Here is an 18925-nt window from a genome sequence, read left to right as displayed (position 1 = left end):
CAAACACGCTTAAAACTTCTACTAACGATGGGTTCAACCAAATATGGTGCAAAGAAAATTGCGTTGGTTCACTACCAACTGACCCAGCCAAAAAAAAAATTTAGAGGAGTGGAAACACAATGGCAAACCAATCTTCAAATCAATTAGTAGTACCTGGAGTATCTCAAGCTTTAGATCAAATGAAGTACGAAATCGCAAGTGAATTCGGAGTTAACCTTGGTGCTGAAACAACATCTCGTGCGAACGGTTCTGTAGGTGGAGAAATTACTAAGCGTCTTGTTCAAATGGCTGAACAACAACTTGGTGGCGGAAAGTTCTAAGTTGCAAAACTTAATAATATGGATTAGCCCCCTATCATCTAGGGGGCTTTATTTGTTTAGATCATTTTTTCTGGTACGACCCATTCATCATATTGATCTTCAGTAATATATCCTGATTTTAATGCTGCTTCCTTCAATGTTGTCTCCTCTTTAAAAGCTAATTTAGCAATTTCAGCTGCCTTTTCGTACCCGATATGGGGATTTAAAGCTGTCACTAACATGAGGGATTGATCAACAAAAAGAGAAATTTTTTCAGTATTAGCTTCTAAACCAACGATGCAATTTTTATTAAATGAATTCATACCATCACTAAGTAATGTAATACTTTGTAGCAAATTAAAAATAATTACTGGCTTAAAGACGTTTAATTCAAAATTCCCTTGACTTGCAGCAAAGCCTATCGTTGCATCATTTCCAAATACTTGACTTGAAATCATTGTCAACGCTTCACTTTGTGTTGGATTTACTTTTCCTGGCATAATTGAACTTCCTGGTTCATTAGCGGGGATCGTTAATTCTCCAATCCCACTTCTTGGTCCACTCGCAAGCCATCTAACATCATTAGCAATCTTCATCAAATCTGCAGCTAAACCTTTTAATGTGCCATGAAGATGAACAATCTCACTATGACTTGTTAGTGCTTGAAATTTATTAGGAGAAGAAGTGAACGAGAGCTTCGTTAATTTAGAAATCTCATTAGCCATTTTTTCTCCAAACGAAGGATCAGCATTAATTCCTGTTCCGACAGCAGTTCCACCAATAGCTAGTTCCCCTAGTGCTTGTTTCGCTTCATTGATAAGACGCTCATCCTTCTCTAACATATAACGCCAACCACTTATCTCTTGTCCTAATGTAAGTGGAGTTGCATCTTGAAGATGAGTTCTTCCTATTTTCACGATATCTGCAAAATCGTTTTCCTTCTGTAAGATAACTTCTTTTAAACTAATAAGGGCAGGAATTAAATGCTTCTCCACACTATTCATTGCCGCAATATGCATCGCTGTTGGAAAAGTATCATTAGAGCTTTGCGACATGTTTATATCATCATTCGGGTGAATGGAAATATCTTTATTACCTAATAACTCATTTGCTCGTCTCGCAACGACTTCATTAACATTCATATTTGTTTGCGTTCCACTTCCTGTTTGCCATACAGCTAAAGGAAAATGTTCATCATATTTGCCAGCTAACACTTCATCACACGCTGCAATAGTTGCATTTTTCTTTTCTTCTGATAACTTTTCTAATTCGTAATTGACGATCGCGGCTGAACGTTTAATCGTAGTAAAGGCATAAATTAACTCTAATGGCATTTTTTCAATACCTATTTTGAAATTATTGCGACTTCTTTCTGTTTGTGCCCCCCAATATTTTTCAGCAGGCACATTAATTTCGCCAATCGTATCTTTTTCTACACGATATTCAGTCATCTTACTACCTCCCAAAATTCTCTCCTGTCTATTACTTTCCTATTTCAAGACATTTTAAAATAGGTTTATTCAAGCTTCATCTTTAGTTTTACATTCCTAATTAACAGAATCAAGTTATTCGACTTTTCTATTAATAATATCGAGAATTTAAATGTGAATACAATCTAAATGCAAAATGTTTAACTTAAAAAGAAAGGGGTAATTTTTTATTAAATTCTTTTATAAAGGAGTTACATATCATGAATAGAAAAATAATCTCTTCCAGTTTAAAATTTGAAAAATCATTAGCTATAAAGAAAATGATTGCTATATACCAAACTGCAACTAAATATGACGGTACAATTTACTTTCTTTATCAACATAATGTAGTGATTCCTTCTCACTTATCAAAGCTCGTAACCTTTCTTATGATGGTCCGTCCGAAAGACGAATTGAAAGTGATTGTGGAAGGCACTGAACCAGAAGAAATACTTAATCAAATTAAAACTTTGTGTACTGATGATGCTCACTTTACAGCCGAGAATCAAAATTTATTATTGAACAAAAGTGTTCATGTATAAGATATCTTATTCAGTAAAGGATTAGGGAAATAGGATATCTAATGAGATTATTATACTTTCTCATTAGATTTTTCACTATTTCCCTTTCCAAGCTACTCTCATTTTAATTAAACCAATCAAAAAACTGATTTCTTTTATCTTCTAACCACTTTCTTATTTCATCCCTTTGTTCTTGTTTCTCCTTATTACGTTGTTTCTTGTTATATTCATCATCGATTTTATCGACATTAAAGCTTTCAACCGATTTTCCTTGAAGCACCTTCCCCATGACTTCCTTGAAAATTGGTGCAGTGCCTTCACTACTACTCGTCGTCAAATAATGATGACGATCACTCTGATCATAACCAACCCAGATAGCACCTACTAGATGAGGAGTATAACCAACAAACCATTGATCTTTAGTCCCACTTAAACCTTCAATTCCCAACTGTGTTGAACCCGTTTTCCCTGCGATTTCCACTCCATCAACTTTAGCAGCTTTCCCTGTACCATAATCGACTACACCTAATAGCATTGCTGTCACTTGATTTGCCGTCCGTTCAGAGATGACTCTTTTATTTTTACTTTCCCATTGAACGAAAGGCTCATCAGATTGTGTTTTTATTTCAATAATTGTATGAGCTTCTTCTTTCTTACCATCATTGGCGAAAACACTATAAGCTTCAGCCATTACTTTAGGCGATACGGGGCGGCTTGTTCCACCTAAGGCAAGAGCTAGCCCTCCATCCAATACATTCTTAGGGATGCCGAATTGTTCGGCCATCTTCTTTCCAGTCTCTACACCTATTTCATTATATAACCATACAGCCGGTAAATTGATGGAATGCATCATAGCCTCATACATTGGGACTTCACCCAAATATTGGTTATTATAATTGTTTGGAGCATACTCACCGAATGATAATTTTTCATCGTTCAACATATCTGTATTTTCCCATCCAGCTTCAATTGCCGCAGCATAAGGAATAATCGGTTTCATCGTTGAACCTGGCTCTCCCACAGGGTGAATGGCTCTATTATGTCCAAGAAGCGTATGCTCACCTCTTCCACCAACTAAAGCACGAATTCCACCCGTTTTAGGATCCATTAATATCATCCCACTTTGAACCGGTCTATCCCCTGTTGTTGAAGGAAAAATTTCATCATTTTGATAAGTAGACTCTATATCAGCTTGCATATTAGGGTCTAGTTCGGTATATATTTGATAGCCTTGTGTTAACAACTCATCTAATGTGAGATCATATTGATTCATTGCTTCTTCTAGAACTGCATCAATATAATAAGGGTACTTTCCTTTTATTGGATCAGCTTCCCCTTCTTTAAAACTCATTTCTACCTTTATTGCCTGATTCATTTCCTCTTCATTAATGTATCCATGTTCCTTCATTTGCCTTAAAACAAGATTTTTTCTTGCTATAGCCTTTTGTTTATCATTGTAAGGGTTAATCACAGAAGGTGCTTTAATTAAACCAGCCAACAATGCAGATTCACTTAACGATAATTCGTCTAACTCTTTAGCAAAGTATTTATTAGCTGCTTTTTTTACCCCATACGCACCTTCACCAAAATAAATTCTATTCAAATACATTTGAAGTATATCTTCTTTACTATATTGGCGCTCTACTTCTCTAGCTATAAAAAACTCCTGTAGCTTTCTGTCATATGATTTTTCTGCAGTTAGAAGCTCATTTTTCACTAGTTGTTGAGTGATTGTACTTCCACCTTCAACAATTCTACCTGCTTTGATATTGCTGAAAAAAGCGCGGCCAATTCCTTGATAATCTATGCCTTCATGTTGAAAAAAACGATGATCCTCTATAGCAATAACAGCTTGGATGAGTGATTCGGGGATCTCATCAAAGGCTACTCCTTCATTTTTATTCGCAGAAACCTTACTAGCCACTTCACCATTTTTATCATAAATAATGGTTGGCTTACTTAATTGACTATTTAAACCCTCAATATCATTGTTTGTTGCAAATGGAATGAGATAGATTAAACCCAAAAGAACCACCAGTGATACGAGTAATAATATTACCTGCCATATATGCAATTTCTTTATGACATTTTTCAACCAAATAAATGGTGTTTTTCCCCTTTTCATAATATCCCACCTTATGTTCCTAGCAAAAAAATTTCTATTATTATAGGATTATACTTCTTCAATAAGGGTAAAGTATAACATAAGACGAAAGGGTGATAAGATTGTTAAACTTTCAAACAATTATTGTCGGATATGATGATTCTGAAAACAGCCGACACGCATTGGAAAAAGCACTTTCTTTCTCCACGATTGACACAAAAGTCATTCTAGCTCATGCTGATGAAGAAGTGATTGAACATTCTTATTCAGCAACTAAACAAAACCCTCAATTAAGATCGAATAATATGATTGTTGAAGGCATGCAAATACAACCTCTCCATATTAGTAATCATGCAGAAGAACAAACTTCACATTCCACAGTAATTAACAGTGTCGACCAAGCAATTACACATGCTAAACAAATTGCTGATGATGCTGGAGGGAAAATAGAAATAAAAATATTAGAAGGCAAACCGGCAGATGCCATATGCGAATTAGCAGAAGAATTAAATGCAGACATTATATTCGTAGGAAGTTCCTCAAAAGAAGGATTAAAAAGAATTTTCTTAGGAAGCAATAGTGAAAAAATAACAAAAGAAGCACCATGTAGTGTAATGGTCGTCAAATAATAAGCAAAAAACCCAACTTTGTTGGGTTTTTTAAAGCTATGTATTAAATGAATCAATATTGATGTTGAAGCTCTTCAATGACTTCAGCAAATCTCTCTTTAGCAGAGGTTTCATCAAAACTACTATAAATGCGGAAATGCTCTTCGTCAATAATTCGGTAATGTTGACTAATGATATTTTGCTGCAAAACATAACCGCTTTTATTCTGTATTTCCTTCCACCAAATCTTTCCACCTAGAGTTTTCTCTTTGCGAAAATCAATTCCCTCTCGCACTACTGTTTCAATTACTTCCAAAGGCTCGTTCCCGAATAAAAACCTGACTGTCTCTGTTTCTCTAAACAACGCGCATACAGCCACCACTGTCGACCAACCAGCATTTGCTCGACCTTTTTCAATTTGTACAAGTGTTTTCTTGGAAACCCCAACGATTTCTGCCATTTTGTCTTGTGTATAACCGGCTTCAGTACGAATTAAGCGCATCTTCTCCGAAACTTTTAATATGATTTCATCTCTAGTCAAAATCATTTCATTCCCTTGATTTATTTTTCGTGTATTTTTACACCTTTTCACATCGATTATAATTAAATTTTTCGAACCTTTCAAATAAAAAACGAAATGAATAACGCATATACATCCTACATTTGTTTAACAAATGTAATTTTATATTATAGATATATTTAAAAGTCCAATACACATCGATTGATAATCATATTAACATTGCAAGAAAGATTACTCAATTGAACACAACATAATTGCAAATAATTAAGAAATACGGACTATATAAAATGCCATTATTTTTATAAGATGCAGGCAATTTTCACCATCAATTTTATGGTGTTTATTAAGTGAAAAATCTATTGTCATTTGGGAATAGAGACTTCTCATACTTTTAAATAACCATCAATATTTTAATCAAAAGAAAAAACCCGAACACATGCCTTAAATCCTTCTTGAAAGAATTCATATGTGCTCGGATCTTAATGAAACCATTTTTGATTAATCCTCTTATAGGATTAACTTATTTAGCCAGCTTTTTTTCACGTCTCTCTTCTGCTGCTGTATTGTAAACAGCACAAGCTGCATCACCCGTAATATTAACAGCTGTACGTGCCATATCTAATAATCTGTCAATTCCAAGAATTAACGCAATTCCTTCTACAGGTAAACCAACTGATTGTAAAACCATCGCAAGCATAATTAAACCTACTCCCGGTACGCCTGCTGTCCCAATACTAGCAAGGACCGCTGTTAGAACTACTGTCAATAATTGGCCAACACTTAAATCTACTCCATAAACTTGAGCAATAAAAATGGTTGCCACACCTTGCATAATGGCTGTTCCGTCCATGTTAATTGTTGCACCTAAAGGTTGAACGAAACTACTAATATGCTTAGGAACTTTTAAGTTCTCTTGGGCTACTTCCATTGAGATTGGTAAAACAGCATTACTACTTGACGTACTAAATGCTACGCCCATTGCAGGTGAGAAACCTTTAAAGAACTTCAATGGGTTTTGTCTACCACCTAAGAAATACACTGTACCACCATATACAATAATTAAATGTATGATAAGTGCAGCAACTACTAGGATAAAATATAATCCCATTGCTTTAATTGCCGAGAAACCTTGACTTCCAATTGCTGAAGCAATCAAACCAAAAGTTCCGTATGGTGCAAACTTCATAACAACGCCAACAAGATACATCATAATCTCATTGCCTTGTTCGACCAATTTGATAATACCTTGTGTTTTTTCTCTTAACATTGTTAATGCAAAACCAATAAATGCTGCGAAAACAATGATTTGTAACATATCACCAGAAGTCATCGCTGCAAATGGATTAGCAGGAATCATATTAAGTAAGGTATCACTTACTGGTGGTGCCTCTTCTGCATTAAATTCGGCATTTGCTGTGTCAAATGTGCCCACTTCGCCAGGTTTGAAAATTAACGCTAAAGAAATAGCAATGACTATAGCTATTGCCGTTGTTACAAGAAAGTATGAAATGGTTCTAACACCGATTCTCCCTAATTTTTTCGGATCCCCTAAGCCAGTAAATCCGAGAATAATTGAGAATAAAACTATTGGCACTACTAACATCTTAATTAAATTAAGAAAAATTTGTCCAAGCGGATAAAATAACCACGTATCTAATACTTCAAATACATTAGGAGCGGTTATATTTAAGATAATTCCGACAACTGCACCAACAAGTAACGCAATAATAATTTTTGTGGTAATTTTCATAGAAGTCCTCCCATAAAATAATATACTCGAGATACAATCGTAATATATACAAGTGTATTTCTGCAAAACATTTTGTCCATCCATGACGAAAAACAGAACTTTATACCTATAAAATTGGTTATTTTTTACTTATTTATGTCGAAGGGGTGAGCTTTTTGTCGAAGTGGAAAATGAATATCGATTCCTCTCATACACTTCACTTATTAGAGCCTAATCATTCGCAGGATTTTTATTTATTAATTGAAAAAAATCGCGCCTATTTAGCTGAGTGGTTGCCATGGGTGCAATTCACAAATAGTATCGAAAAAACAAGTACAATGATCTCCTCATGGCTCCAACAATATCATACACAGAACGGGATATTCTTAGGTATATTTATAAATCAAAAATTAATCGGTTCCATTAGTCTTCATACGATAGACTGGCAAAATAAGCAAGCAAGCATTGGTTATTTATTGGATCAAACACATCAAGGGAAAGGTCTTATTACGAAATCAGCTAATCACCTCATTAACTATACATTTTCTCTTTTACATCTTCATCGCCTAGAAATAAAATGTGCCGTACAAAACGAAAAAAGCCGTAAAGTACCAGAAAGATTAGGTTTTACTCAAGAAGGTATTCTCAGAGACAACGAGTACATTAATAACCATTTTCATGACCTTGTTCTTTATTCTCTGTTAAGTACAGATCACAATTGGTAAAAGATGTATAAATATTATACCCTTAATAAAACCCAGATGGAACAGAAATTCGTTTTTTCGCCCTTCATATTTACAGAATTTTTGAATAAAATAGTTTTAATTACGAAGTTTCCCTTTGACGGGTTATATTTTATTGAAGTATAATTATTTAAAATATTCAAACTGAGGTGGTAAAATGGGATATTCTATCGCATCGGTGGATTAGTGAAAATTGAGTTATTGCAGGAAATAGGCGTATATGAAGTTTCTTCTATATATTGTGATGAACTTTCTATGAAAAAGAACTACAATAGTTTACAAGATCATCGAAGCAATTCCATCTTTTTTTAAAATTAAAAACAAAAAACCTATACCTCTAAATTTGAAATAGGAATATTTAAGTATACATCAAATAGAATACTTAACTCATTGATTGCTTCGTTTGCTTGTAATAGGAGCTCATCTATTTTTCAATTCTCAGGAGGTGACACCCTACCCTTTATTGGGTTTAGGGAATTTATTTGGACATATTAAACTTGGTTATTGTTGCCATTTTAATTGGCTTAACGGCATTCTTTGTCGTTTCAGAATTTGCTATTGTGAAGGTACGTAGCTCAAAAGTGGATCAATTAATCGAAGAAGGTAGCAAGAGAGCCATTTCAGTAAAAAAAGTAACTACTCATTTAGATGAGTATTTGTCTGCCTGTCAATTAGGAATTACAATTACGGCATTAGCTCTCGGTTGGCTTGGTGAAACAACATTTGAAAATCTTCTCTTACCGTTATTCCAGTTGTTTCAAATACCTGCCTCATTATCTCATATTTTGATTATTGTATTCGCCTTTACGATCGTTACATTTTTACATGTTGTCGTTGGAGAGCTTGCGCCGAAAACAATTGCTATTCAGAAAGCCGAAGCGGTCACATTAATGGTAGCCAAGCCCTTAATTTGGTTCTATCGTATCATGTTCCCATTTATCTGGGTACTAAACGGATCCGCCAGATTGTTAACAAAATTGATTGGGTTAAAACCTGCTTCTGAACATGAAATGGCTCACTCTGAAGAAGAATTAAGAATCATCTTTTCAGAAAGTTATGAAAGTGGGGAAATTAACCAATCTGAATATAAATATGTGAACAAAATTTTTGATTTTGATGACCGTATTGCGAAAGAAATTATGGTTCCACGCACAGAGATTATTTCGATTTCTAAAGATGATTCTCTAGAGGAATTTTTGCCTATCGCGAAGAATGAGAAGTTCACACGCTATCCAATAATTGACGGTGACAAAGACCATATCATCGGTATGATCAACATGAAAGAAATTTTAACGGACCTAATTTCTTCTAAGTCTCAGACAACAATAAAATCAATATCATCTTATATTCGTCCTATCATTCGTGTAATCGATTCGACACCGATTCATGATTTGTTGTTAAAAATGCAAAAAGAACGTATTCATATGGCTATATTGATGGATGAATATGGCGGGACTTCAGGATTGGTGACAGTTGAAGATATAATCGAAGAAATTGTCGGTGATATTAGAGACGAGTTTGATGTAGACGAAGTACCGAGTGTTCAAAAAGTGAAAGAAAATCATTATATCTTAGAAGGAAAAGTATTAGTTAGTCAAATTAATGACATCTTAAATATTTCCATCAATGATGAAGACGTTGACACGATAGGTGGTTGGTTGTTAACTGAAAACTTCGAAGCCAAAGAAGGCGATTTTATTGAACAGGAGAACTTTGTGTTTACTATTGTAGAAATGGAAGATCACCATATCAAATTAGTGGAAGCATTCAAAAAACCAGTTATTGAAGAAATAGCTCCTTCCCAAATTCCTTTGTCTACGGAATCACAAGTACAAATGTGAAATAAAAACCGCGCTGAAATTCAGCGCGATTATTTTATTTCCTCCTTCATTTTTTAGGAAAAAACAAGCGGAAAATGGTTCCATTATTTGGTTCACTTTGAACATCTATTTTACCATTGTGTAAAGAGACTAATTGTTTTACGATTGACAAACCAATCCCAAATTCACCAAAATAACTGTTCGTTCTTGAACTATCCGCCTTATAAAATCTTTCCCAAATCCAATCAACTTCTTTTGGGTCTATCCCCATTCCATTATCCTCAATTTCAATACAGATGTCATGCTCATTCTCAAAGGCGCGCATGGATATCCATCCGTTTTCTGTAAATTGAATACTATTTTTAACAATATTAATAAGAATTTGGACCAATCGGTCATAGTCGGCATGAATAAAGATATCATCTGCTGCTTCAATATAAATTTGGTTGTTTTTTTCATCTGCTTGCATTAAAAGTTGCTCACTGACGACCTCAAATACCTCAATTGCTTGAATATCAATCATATGTAATTCCAATTGATTTGAACGAATCTTCTCGTAGTCTAAGTTTTCATTTACTAACCTAATCAGCCTTTTAGCTTCGCGGTCAATTAAATTCATCCCTTTATCAACTTCCCCTTCAGGAATCAATTGATTTTTAATGCCTTCCGCTAATCCACTAATTGTCGTTAAGGGTGTCCTTAGTTCATGTGAGACATCAGCAAGAAATTTTTGTCTGCGATTTTCTAGCCTTTCAATTTCCTCATGAGATTTTTTCAATTGCACAACCATCTCATTAAAGTCCCTTGCTAAATAGCCTAAATCATCCTTTGAATCATCTGGCACATGTACATTATAATCACCTGATGAAATCATTGATGTTGCTTTTCTAAATGCCCTCACTCTTGTTGATAAGTTACGGGAGAAGATTAAACTTAAAAAGATTGCTGCAGTTGCAGCGATAGCAATCGTATATAATAAATATTGATTAAGTTGTCCAATCATTTTTAAAGAAGTACTTATCGGCGAAAGTAATAAAATTCCACCCGTAATGTTTTCACCTTCCATTGATGGTAAAGCTACTAATGATACTTCCTGATCAAACCGTTTAATATCATGAAGAATCGTTACAGACTCACCCTTTGATAACTTGTCCCACTCTTTTTGGGAAAGCCGTATACTAGGGTCCATAGAAACATTGGGGTAGATAATATCTGCATTACTATCGAATAAAATATATTGAATATTTCTTGCTTCAAGCAGCTTACTATACTTGTTTAAAAATGTTTGAGGACTTTCTTCATGAATGGATACATCTTCTAGAATTTGCTGGCCATATTCATTTAATTCTTCCACTTTATTTTCAAAAATATAACTTCTTACAAATTGTGAAAAAATCAATCCCATTAAAAGAAACGCCAATATTAAAATAAGAACATGACTCGATAGCAGTTTAAGAAAATACTTATTTCTCATGAGCATCTGTCGACTCATCAAATTTATAACCTACACCCCACACAGTATGGATAAATGGTTGGTCTGCACTGCCTATCTTTTTCCTTAAACGTTTAATATGAACATCAACTGTTCTTTCATCTCCATAAAATTGGTATCCCCATACTTTATCAAGTAATTGTTCCCTTGAAAATACTTGTTTCGGATGTGTAATAAAGTAATACAGTAAATCGAACTCCTTAGGTGTTAAGTTTGAAAGCAGTTCATCTTTAAAATATACTTCTCTTGCTTCTTTACTAATTTTAAAAAAATGACTTGTCGTAAAAAGATGATCCTTCTCTGTTGTATCTGATTGAAATCTCCTTGTTACTGCTTTAATCCTTGCCATTAATGTTAAAGGGCTAAATGGTTTCGTCACATAATCATCAGCACCCATCTCAAGCCCAAGTACTTGATCAGATTCACTGTCTTTCGCTGTTAACATAATAATAGGAACACTGCTAATATCACGAATTTTTCTGCATAATGTTACACCGTCCATAGCCGGGAGCATCCAATCGAGTATGATTAAATCCCAGTCTCCTTTATTAAACGCCTCAAACCCTGATTGTCCATCGTGGACAAAGGTTCCTCTATATCCTTCTTTCATGAAAAACATTTCAAGCATTGTACAAACACTTTCATTATCTTCAACTACTAATAAATTCATGTATAAACACCATCCTTTAAACAGGTAATCTAAGTTTATTTTAAAGACCTTATTTTATTCGAATGAATAGACATATTTTATTTTAATAAAAGAATTATATCTCATTTATGTGTCAAAACGGTGTTAAAAATATGAAAGTCACATTGCGTCCTCACTAAAAGTAATTGAAAGATGACTTCGATATTTATTTTCAATTTTAACAAAGGTATACTTAGGATAAATAGGAAGGTGAATAAAATAATGAATGACAAACCAGCATACAACGAATTAGACGAAGAAACTCTTTTTTTAGTCACACAAACTTTTAAAGCCTTATCTGATCCGACAAGGCTGAGAATCTTACATTTACTTTTTCACGAAGAACACTCGGTTAATGAGATTGCCGATAAGCTCTCTCTATTACAATCAACTGTCTCCCATCAATTAAGGTTTCTTAAAAACTTGCGACTAGTTAAATTCCGACGGGAAGGAACTACTTTATATTATAGTCACGATGATGAGCATGTTATGCATTTATTAAAACAAACAATAGAACACACTCGCCATTCTTAATTACATACATCCTCAAGGTTTAGACAACCACTGCTTCTGGCTTCAACTTGAATCGTACTATGATTGATTCCAAATTGATGAGATAGTAATTCTTTTGTTTCTTTAAGTACAGTGTCATGATGCCCGTCATCATTTAAGACTATATGGCAACTAAAAGCAGGGAACCCTGAAGTGATGGTCCAGAGATGGATATCATGGACATCGTTTACTTTATTAAGTGTTTTGATGGAAGCTTTAATTTGCTCAATTTGTATCCCATCAGGTGCCCCTTCCATCAATACATGAAAGGCTTCTTTTGTCACTCTATATCCACTATTTATAATCAGAATAGCAACAATTAAACTTGCTATAGGGTCAGCAATGCCCCAGCCAAAAAAGTAAATCAGTAATCCTGCTATAATCGCTCCTACTGAGCCAAGTAAGTCTCCAATTACATGAAGAAACGCACTTTTCACATTGAGGTTTTCATCTTTGTCACCTTTCATTAAGATAACAGCTGCTACTATATTAACAAGAAAACCAATTGTAGCGATTGTTAACATTCCTAAGCTTGCTACTTCGGGCGGTGAGATAAACCTTTTCACGCTTTCAATCATGATCAGTATAGCAATGACTATTAAAGTTATCCCATTGATTGCCGCCGCTAAAATTTCAAACCTTTTAAATCCAAATGTTTTTTTGTTTGTTGATTCCCTTTTAGCTACCTTGATGGCGATATAACTTAACCCTAAAGCGGCTGCATCACTTAACATATGGCCTGCATCCGATAAAAGTGCTAAACTATTCGTCCACAGTCCACCAATAAACTCAATAAGCATGAATCCAAAAATTAAACAGAAGGTCAGTAATAAAACATTTTGATTGTTAGACGAATGATGCGTATGTGAATGTGAATGTGAATGATGATGACTCATTATATTTCACCCCTCATATATGAATATATGTTCATATATTACATTATGACAAACTTAACGAAATTGTTCAAATGTTTTTGTATAAAACCGAATGAAAAGTTTGTTTGTAGCCTAAAATATGGTATTGTTTACAAAAATGATATAAAACATCACCAAAATCAAAAGAACAAAGCTTCTTCAACAGAAAGTAGGATTTTTTCATGATAAAAGCACTCTTCAAAAGTAAAGCATTTCTTATCTATAAGTTTATAATGATTATCGTTGGTGCTGTACTTGCTGCTTTATCAATTGAATTATTTCTTATACCTAATCTGATTATAGATGGCGGAATTATTGGTATTTCTTTAATTGTTAACCATTTAACTACCGTCCATTTCGGTGTATTAATTATTTGTTTTAATATTCCTTTTTTAATTGCTGGCTATAAGCTATTAGGAAAAAGTTTTTTTCTTGCGTCCTTAATAGGTATTATCTCTTTAGCAGCAGTCGAATCACTATTCCATCATACGACTCCTTTTACATCTACCCCATTACTGGCAACAGTATTCGGAGGTGTCATTCTAGGAGCTGGAGTGGGCCTAGTCATTAAATATGGTGGTGCGTTAGATGGGACCGATATTATGGCTATTCTTCTCACAAAAAAAATCCCCTTTTCTATAGGGGAATTTATCATGTTCTTTAATATTTTCGTTTTTGTCTGGGCAGGGTTCGTCTTAGGATGGGAACAAGCCATGTATTCAATTATCACTTACTATATTGCTTCTAAAACGATTGATATGGTTGTACAAGGATTTGAAGGAGATACGAAAGCTGTGCTCATCGTTTCTGACAATTATAAGGAGATGGCTGATTGTATTATTACAAAGCTAGGAAGAAGTGTCACGAAGTTGAACGGCAAAGGTGGATATATTAATTCAGATAAAGAAATTATCTACGTTGTTGTGACGCGATTAGAGTTATCGAAACTTAAAACAATCATTGCCGAAATTGATCCCCTTGCTTTTACAACTATTATGGACACACAAGAAGCACGAGGCAGTAAATTTAAATCGGCTCTTCATTAATTTAAAAAAAATAATACCATTCATCTATTTGCATAAAAAAATACGAACAGAATCGATTCAAATCAGAACTGTTCGTATTTGTCACGATTACTGAATTTTTCAATGATCACCTTTATAGATATTTTCTATGAAGCGTCTTTCCATCATAAGTAAAAACCATTTCTTTCTCTTCTACAATTGTTTCCAAATGAACCGCTCTTCCCCATAACTGATGTACATAAGGAAGGACTTTTTCTAAATATTTCAAATCAAGCTCAATCCCTTCAAACCAATGCTTTAAATACAACTCACCATTTTTCATATAATCCCCATCATTTACCGTCAGATAAGGAAATCCTCCATTTACTCTCATATTTACTAGCTGATCACGAACATTTTCCCAGCCTTTATCGACAACTTTATAATCTTTTCCTTGCTTTTGAAATAAATACATATCCTCTCTCATCACTAAATCCTTTGTTAAGTAATTCCGGATAAATGAGATATCAGATTCAATTTCGCGTACTTCAAACATTTTTTCCCTTCCAGAGCCAACCTCTATTCCTCTCTGAATCATTTCTTCCGTCGGATGATTATATCGCTCCTCAATATCCTCAAAAATCTTCAAGCCGAGGTAATATGGATTGATACTTGTTTTTGATGGTTGCACCACACCCGCATTTAATTTCGCAAATTCCAAAGCTTCCCCAGAAGTGAGATCCATCTCCCTTAAAATTCGTTGATGCCAAAAAGAGGCCCAGCCTTCGTTCATAATTTTTGTCTCAAGTTGTGGCCAAAAGTAGAGCATCTCTTCTCGCATCATTGTTAAGATATCTCTCTGCCAATCAGTCAATTCACGGCTATATTGTTCAATAAATAAAAGAATATCTTTTTCTGGTTTAGGTGGAAACTTTTTCATTTTCTTCTTTTTTTGTTTCACTTCTTTTTGATCAAGTCCCCATAAATCGTCATAAGGTGTTTCAACAGGAAAAGACGAACTCTCTTCTTCCTCATTATCATCCCAAATAAATTTCGGACGCATGAGAGAAGGATCTATATGTTCTTCAATAGCTAAAATGGCATCTAAAAATGTCTCTACTTCTTTTTTGCCATAGTCAATTTCATATTTTCTAATCCGTTCTGCCGTAGCGGACATGCTTTCAACCATATCTCTCTTCGTATTTTGGAATCGAACATTATTTTTGAAAAAGTCACAGTGAGCAAGAACATGTGCGACAATTAATTTGTTTTGAATTAAAGAGTTGGAATTCAATAAAAAAGCATAACATGGATCAGAGTTAATCACCAATTCATATATTTTTGACAAACCGAGGTCATAATGTAGTTTCATCTTAAAAAACTGCTTTCCAAAACTCCAGTGTGAAAATCTTGTTGGCATTCCATAAGCACCAAAAGTATAAATGATCTCTGCTGGACAAACCTCATATCTCATTGGATAAAAATCCAGACCAAAACCTGTGGCGATTTCTGTGATTTCGTCTATTGCATATTCTAACGATTTGTGTTCACTACCAAGCATTCTCTCACTCCTATCTTCACCTTTAACATAATCTATGATAGAAAAAAGAGAATGATGAGTACACTTCAGTCATTCAAACAAGACTTTTAGTGATCCAATAATCTTCATTTAGACAAACAAAGGATGCCCTTAAAATGAGCATCCTTTGTGAAATAATTATTTTTTTCTAAAGAAGTCGCTAGGCGTCTACTACATTCTTTTCACTTTCGCTCCTGCTCTTCAACAGTTAAATTTAAATATTTACTATCGTCTAGTCGATGAGTTACTTTAACAAGCACAGTCAAATCTTTTCCATCCTCTTTTACTTGAAATATAAAAGTATCAATGACTTCATTTTCTGAAATCATACGTCTTCCAGCGTACTGATAATCAACCACTTCTTCTTCCGGGTAATCTTCCTTCACAACCGCTGTTGCGATTCTTCCGTATTTTTTATAATCGACTTTTTCTTTATGCTCTCCATGTGTATGTACGTCGGCAAATACTGGTGCCTGAATGTAATTCAAACATACTGCAGTAAGTAACAATAAAAGTAGCTTTTTCATTAATAAACCCCCGTTTATCTAAAATCACTACTTGTAGCTTTTTCAAATTGTAACTTGATTATGTATAAATAAAAGAATTTAATTTTATACAGGTAAAACTTGAAAAACGTTAAATAACAGGTTGACCAAATTTTTGCTTGAAAAAATAATTCATTATAGCTCAAACTATTCTTAACTCCCAAGGGAGGAGAATGATAATGAATAAAGTGGATTATGACCGCGCGCTATATTATACTCACCGTTCCGAATGGGATAATTTACTCATTCTTATGGTTAGAACAAGTGATCAATTTTTAGCGAAAAAAATAGAGCATTTTCTTCATGCGTACAATTTTGAAAAAGATTACACGATAATCGAGCAGCATCTATATACACTTCTTCGTTATATTGATCACGCCAATCAATTATCGGAAGAAGAAATGAAAACAGCTTCACCCTATTTTATGTAGAATTCCACCAAATAATGTAAGAGCACTATCTATCGTAGTGCTCTTCTTTTAATTGACAAAGTTATTTTTCACTGCAAAAATTGCCGCTTGTGTGCGGTCATCGACGTCTAACTTTGACAAAATATGTGAGACATGTGTTTTTACCGTTTTCTCTGTTATAAATAAATCGGCCGCTATTTCTTTATTGGATTTACCTTTTCCCATTTCCGATAATACTTCTTTTTCTCTTTTTGTAAGTTCATGCCATAAATGTATGCCATCATTTTCATGAGAGAACTTTGACATTAAATGCGTTGTCGCTTTAGGATGAATATAATTTTCCCCATCCATTATTCCGTTCATTGATTTTACGAGCTCATCTGGTTCTACATCCTTCAGTTGATAACCTGATGCACCTGCTGCTATTGCAGAGAGACTATGGCTTCGATCTGAGAAACTTGTTAGTATGAGTATTTTTACTTGGGGAAATTTCTTCCTAATTACTTTGGTTGCTTCAACCCCATTCATATCAGGCATATCAAGATCCATTAAAATAAGATCGGGCATGTATTGTTCTGTTAATCTTATTGCTTCCTCTCCAGTACTACCCTCGCCAACGATATGAATATTCTTTTGGGTTTTCAAAAAAAAGATGAGCCCTTTTCTTACAACATGATGATCGTCAATAATTAATACATTCACCCGTTAGTCCCTCCTCTCCTAATTGAACAGATCTATAATGATTTTCGTCCCATTCCCTTCACTAGTGAATATTTCCATTGTACCGTTCTGCCTTTCAGCTCGTTGACGCATATTCCTCAATCCATGAGAAGGTAAGATTACTGATGGACTGTAATTAAACCCAACACCTTGATCAGTGATAATCATCTGTACTTTCTGTTTCTCCTGGTTAAAATCAATTGCAATTTCAATCTTATCCTGACCAGAATGCTTCTTACAATTCATCATCGCCTCTTGGGCTATCCTCCATAAAGTTTCTTCTGTTTGTCCAGAAATATTTGTTAATGTATTAACATGACAATATAACTGAAGACCAAGCATTTCACTGTATTCCTTTAATGATGAAAGCAACCCGTTTTCTAAACTTTTTGGTTGTAACTGCCAAATTAGATCGCGCATTTCATGAAGTGCTTGTTGGGATAGTTCTTGTATATAAGTAAATGTTTCTTGAACTGTTTTAGATTTTGTTAATTCTCTTCCACCTCGAGCCGTTAAACTCACCGAAAATAACAACTGATTGACAGAGTCATGCAATTCCTGAGCCAGGCGATTTCTTTCCTCAATAAGGGCCATTTCTCGCTCTCTCTCAGTTAATGCCATTCTTTTCAATGTCGATCCTATCTGAAAAGCAACAGATTCTAATAAAGAAAGTTCCTTTTCCGAAAAGTGAATTTTATTCGGAGCTCCTACATTTAAAATGCCAAACATTTCTTCACCAAAGCGGAGGGGAACTGTTGCATGATGTGTTAATCCTTCAATATCTGCATGTCCATCCTTCTTTGCATCTTCAATTCTTTTACAATTAATAATATTACTCGCACGATTTAATTCTCCGTTATTGTAACGGTTGACACACCAGCATTCTTTCGTACACATAGGAGCTAGCTGATTCCTTGTTAATGCTTGGGGCAAATGATGATATGCGATTAGAGTAGGTTCATTATTCTTGATTAAAAAAAGCCACCCTGTTTTTAATCGGGTTACTTGTAACAATCTTTCTAATACAGCAGACAATGTTTCTCTCATTTCGCTTCCTTCATTAAGTAATTCCGCAATTTCCTTAAGTATTACTGCTTCACGAATTTGTTGATCCACCATTCGCTAAACCCTCTCTTTATAATGATTATAATGAGTATTGATGCAATAATCTTCATTCGCAACAATGAATATATCTCAGTCTAAAGTCT

The 18925-nt window shown here is 34.4% G+C and carries 19 protein-coding genes; 8 read left to right on the top strand and 11 right to left on the bottom strand.

Annotated elements, in window-relative coordinates; genetic code table 11:
* Positions 1–119: 119 nt before the first annotated feature.
* On the top strand, positions 120–320 hold the full coding sequence (locus MHH73_RS07380) for an alpha/beta-type small acid-soluble spore protein (protein ID WP_191814667.1): 201 nt from the start codon (positions 120–122) through the stop codon (positions 318–320).
* Between the two features lie 56 nt (positions 321–376).
* On the opposite strand, the gene fumC is transcribed toward MHH73_RS07380, so the two are convergent.
* Positions 377–1750, bottom strand: coding sequence for a class II fumarate hydratase (gene fumC / locus MHH73_RS07375; RefSeq protein WP_341065897.1), 1374 nt, complete (start codon positions 1748–1750; stop codon positions 377–379).
* Positions 1751–1989: 239 nt separating this feature from the next.
* Between fumC and MHH73_RS07370 the strand changes: the two genes are divergently transcribed.
* Positions 1990–2310, top strand: coding sequence for a hypothetical protein (locus MHH73_RS07370; RefSeq protein ID WP_191814663.1), 321 nt, complete (start codon positions 1990–1992; stop codon positions 2308–2310).
* Positions 2311–2413: 103 nt separating this feature from the next.
* Here MHH73_RS07370 and MHH73_RS07365 read toward each other — a convergent pair whose 3' ends face one another.
* Positions 2414–4414: a transglycosylase domain-containing protein gene (locus MHH73_RS07365; protein WP_341065895.1), complete on the bottom strand. Its 2001-nt coding sequence runs from the start codon at positions 4412–4414 to the stop codon at positions 2414–2416.
* A gap of 101 nt (positions 4415–4515) precedes the next feature.
* On the opposite strand from MHH73_RS07365, the gene MHH73_RS07360 reads away from it, so the two are divergent.
* Positions 4516–5022, top strand: coding sequence for a universal stress protein (locus MHH73_RS07360; RefSeq protein ID WP_191814659.1), 507 nt, complete (start codon positions 4516–4518; stop codon positions 5020–5022).
* A 52-nt stretch (positions 5023–5074) separates the two neighbouring features.
* Here the strand turns inward: MHH73_RS07360 and MHH73_RS07355 are convergent, their stop codons facing one another.
* Together MHH73_RS07355 and MHH73_RS07350 are read right to left on the bottom strand one after the other, a co-directional pair.
* Positions 5075–5542 carry a helix-turn-helix transcriptional regulator gene (locus MHH73_RS07355; RefSeq protein ID WP_191815030.1) on the bottom strand — a complete coding sequence of 156 codons (468 nt, stop codon included), beginning with the start codon at positions 5540–5542 and terminating at the stop codon, positions 5075–5077.
* Positions 5543–6041: 499 nt separating this feature from the next.
* Entirely contained in the window at positions 6042–7271 is a 1230-nt protein-coding gene (locus MHH73_RS07350) for a dicarboxylate/amino acid:cation symporter (protein ID WP_341065893.1), read from the bottom strand.
* 155 nt (positions 7272–7426) lie between these two features.
* On the opposite strand from MHH73_RS07350, the gene MHH73_RS07345 reads away from it, so the two are divergent.
* Both MHH73_RS07345 and MHH73_RS07340 read left to right on the top strand, forming a co-directional pair.
* Positions 7427–7975, top strand: a complete 549-nt coding sequence (locus MHH73_RS07345) for a GNAT family N-acetyltransferase (protein WP_191814655.1) — start codon at positions 7427–7429, stop codon at positions 7973–7975.
* 500 nt (positions 7976–8475) lie between these two features.
* Complete coding sequence (locus MHH73_RS07340; protein ID WP_191814653.1) at positions 8476–9834, top strand: hemolysin family protein; 1359 nt, start codon at positions 8476–8478, stop codon at positions 9832–9834.
* A 46-nt stretch (positions 9835–9880) separates the two neighbouring features.
* On the opposite strand, the gene MHH73_RS07335 is transcribed toward MHH73_RS07340, so the two are convergent.
* Together MHH73_RS07335 and MHH73_RS07330 are read right to left on the bottom strand one after the other, a co-directional pair.
* Positions 9881–11305 carry a HAMP domain-containing sensor histidine kinase gene (locus MHH73_RS07335; protein WP_341065888.1) on the bottom strand — a complete coding sequence of 475 codons (1425 nt, stop codon included), beginning with the start codon at positions 11303–11305 and terminating at the stop codon, positions 9881–9883.
* Positions 11277–11975 carry a response regulator transcription factor gene (locus MHH73_RS07330; protein WP_341065885.1) on the bottom strand — a complete coding sequence of 233 codons (699 nt, stop codon included), beginning with the start codon at positions 11973–11975 and terminating at the stop codon, positions 11277–11279. The genes MHH73_RS07335 and MHH73_RS07330 overlap by 29 nt, the downstream gene beginning before the upstream one ends.
* A gap of 240 nt (positions 11976–12215) precedes the next feature.
* Here MHH73_RS07330 and MHH73_RS07325 point away from each other — a divergent pair, with 240 nt between their 5' ends.
* On the top strand, positions 12216–12527 hold the full coding sequence (locus MHH73_RS07325; protein ID WP_191814649.1) for an ArsR/SmtB family transcription factor: 312 nt from the start codon (positions 12216–12218) through the stop codon (positions 12525–12527).
* Here MHH73_RS07325 and MHH73_RS07320 read toward each other — a convergent pair.
* Positions 12524–13441 (bottom strand): cation diffusion facilitator family transporter, encoded by a 918-nt coding sequence (locus MHH73_RS07320; protein WP_341065882.1) that lies wholly within the window; start codon positions 13439–13441, stop codon positions 12524–12526. The genes MHH73_RS07325 and MHH73_RS07320 overlap by 4 nt on opposite strands.
* A gap of 200 nt (positions 13442–13641) precedes the next feature.
* Here MHH73_RS07320 and MHH73_RS07315 point away from each other — a divergent pair, with 200 nt between their 5' ends.
* Complete coding sequence (locus MHH73_RS07315) at positions 13642–14505, top strand: YitT family protein (RefSeq protein WP_191814645.1); 864 nt, start codon at positions 13642–13644, stop codon at positions 14503–14505.
* Between the two features lie 112 nt (positions 14506–14617).
* Here the strand turns inward: MHH73_RS07315 and MHH73_RS07310 are convergent, their stop codons facing one another.
* Both MHH73_RS07310 and MHH73_RS07305 read right to left on the bottom strand, forming a co-directional pair.
* Entirely contained in the window at positions 14618–16024 is a 1407-nt protein-coding gene (locus tag MHH73_RS07310) for a SpoVR family protein (protein ID WP_191814643.1), read from the bottom strand.
* A 200-nt stretch (positions 16025–16224) separates the two neighbouring features.
* Complete coding sequence (locus MHH73_RS07305; RefSeq protein ID WP_341065879.1) at positions 16225–16569, bottom strand: DUF3889 domain-containing protein; 345 nt, start codon at positions 16567–16569, stop codon at positions 16225–16227.
* A gap of 197 nt (positions 16570–16766) precedes the next feature.
* On the opposite strand from MHH73_RS07305, the gene MHH73_RS07300 reads away from it, so the two are divergent.
* Positions 16767–17018 (top strand): YhdB family protein, encoded by a 252-nt coding sequence (locus tag MHH73_RS07300; protein WP_095369951.1) that lies wholly within the window; start codon positions 16767–16769, stop codon positions 17016–17018.
* 48 nt (positions 17019–17066) lie between these two features.
* On the opposite strand, the gene MHH73_RS07295 is transcribed toward MHH73_RS07300, so the two are convergent.
* Positions 17067–17699 carry a response regulator transcription factor gene (locus MHH73_RS07295; protein WP_341065877.1) on the bottom strand — a complete coding sequence of 211 codons (633 nt, stop codon included), beginning with the start codon at positions 17697–17699 and terminating at the stop codon, positions 17067–17069.
* An 18-nt stretch (positions 17700–17717) separates the two neighbouring features.
* Positions 17718–18836, bottom strand: a complete 1119-nt coding sequence (locus MHH73_RS07290; RefSeq protein ID WP_341065875.1) for a GAF domain-containing sensor histidine kinase — start codon at positions 18834–18836, stop codon at positions 17718–17720.
* Positions 18837–18925: the final 89 nt, after the last annotated feature.

The organism is Cytobacillus sp. FSL K6-0265 (assembly GCF_038003465.1).
Taxonomy (GTDB): Bacteria; Bacillota; Bacilli; order Bacillales; family Cytobacillaceae; genus Cytobacillus; species Cytobacillus stercorigallinarum.
The sequence above is the reverse complement of the archived record's forward strand: the minus strand, read 5'-3'. Positions and strand labels throughout refer to the sequence as shown.

What these genes read in the sequence shown, in the direction of transcription:
- MHH73_RS07305 (WP_341065879.1), bottom strand. Translation starts at nt 16,569, where the DNA reads ATGAAAAAGCTACTTTTATTGTTACTTACTGCAGTATGTTTGAATTAC.
- MHH73_RS07380 (WP_191814667.1), top strand. Translation starts at nt 120, where the DNA reads ATGGCAAACCAATCTTCAAATCAATTAGTAGTACCTGGAGTATCTCAA.
- MHH73_RS07310 (WP_191814643.1), bottom strand. Translation starts at nt 16,024, where the DNA reads ATGCTTGGTAGTGAACACAAATCGTTAGAATATGCAATAGACGAAATC.
- MHH73_RS07320 (WP_341065882.1), bottom strand. Translation starts at nt 13,441, where the DNA reads ATGAGTCATCATCATTCACATTCACATTCACATACGCATCATTCGTCT.
- MHH73_RS07370 (WP_191814663.1), top strand. Translation starts at nt 1,990, where the DNA reads ATGAATAGAAAAATAATCTCTTCCAGTTTAAAATTTGAAAAATCATTA.
- MHH73_RS07330 (WP_341065885.1), bottom strand. Translation starts at nt 11,975, where the DNA reads ATGAATTTATTAGTAGTTGAAGATAATGAAAGTGTTTGTACAATGCTT.
- MHH73_RS07300 (WP_095369951.1), top strand. Translation starts at nt 16,767, where the DNA reads ATGAATAAAGTGGATTATGACCGCGCGCTATATTATACTCACCGTTCC.
- fumC (WP_341065897.1), bottom strand. Translation starts at nt 1,750, where the DNA reads ATGACTGAATATCGTGTAGAAAAAGATACGATTGGCGAAATTAATGTG.
- MHH73_RS07350 (WP_341065893.1), bottom strand. Translation starts at nt 7,271, where the DNA reads ATGAAAATTACCACAAAAATTATTATTGCGTTACTTGTTGGTGCAGTT.
- MHH73_RS07325 (WP_191814649.1), top strand. Translation starts at nt 12,216, where the DNA reads ATGAATGACAAACCAGCATACAACGAATTAGACGAAGAAACTCTTTTT.
- MHH73_RS07335 (WP_341065888.1), bottom strand. Translation starts at nt 11,305, where the DNA reads ATGAGTCGACAGATGCTCATGAGAAATAAGTATTTTCTTAAACTGCTA.
- MHH73_RS07290 (WP_341065875.1), bottom strand. Translation starts at nt 18,836, where the DNA reads ATGGTGGATCAACAAATTCGTGAAGCAGTAATACTTAAGGAAATTGCG.
- MHH73_RS07315 (WP_191814645.1), top strand. Translation starts at nt 13,642, where the DNA reads ATGATAAAAGCACTCTTCAAAAGTAAAGCATTTCTTATCTATAAGTTT.
- MHH73_RS07365 (WP_341065895.1), bottom strand. Translation starts at nt 4,414, where the DNA reads ATGAAAAGGGGAAAAACACCATTTATTTGGTTGAAAAATGTCATAAAG.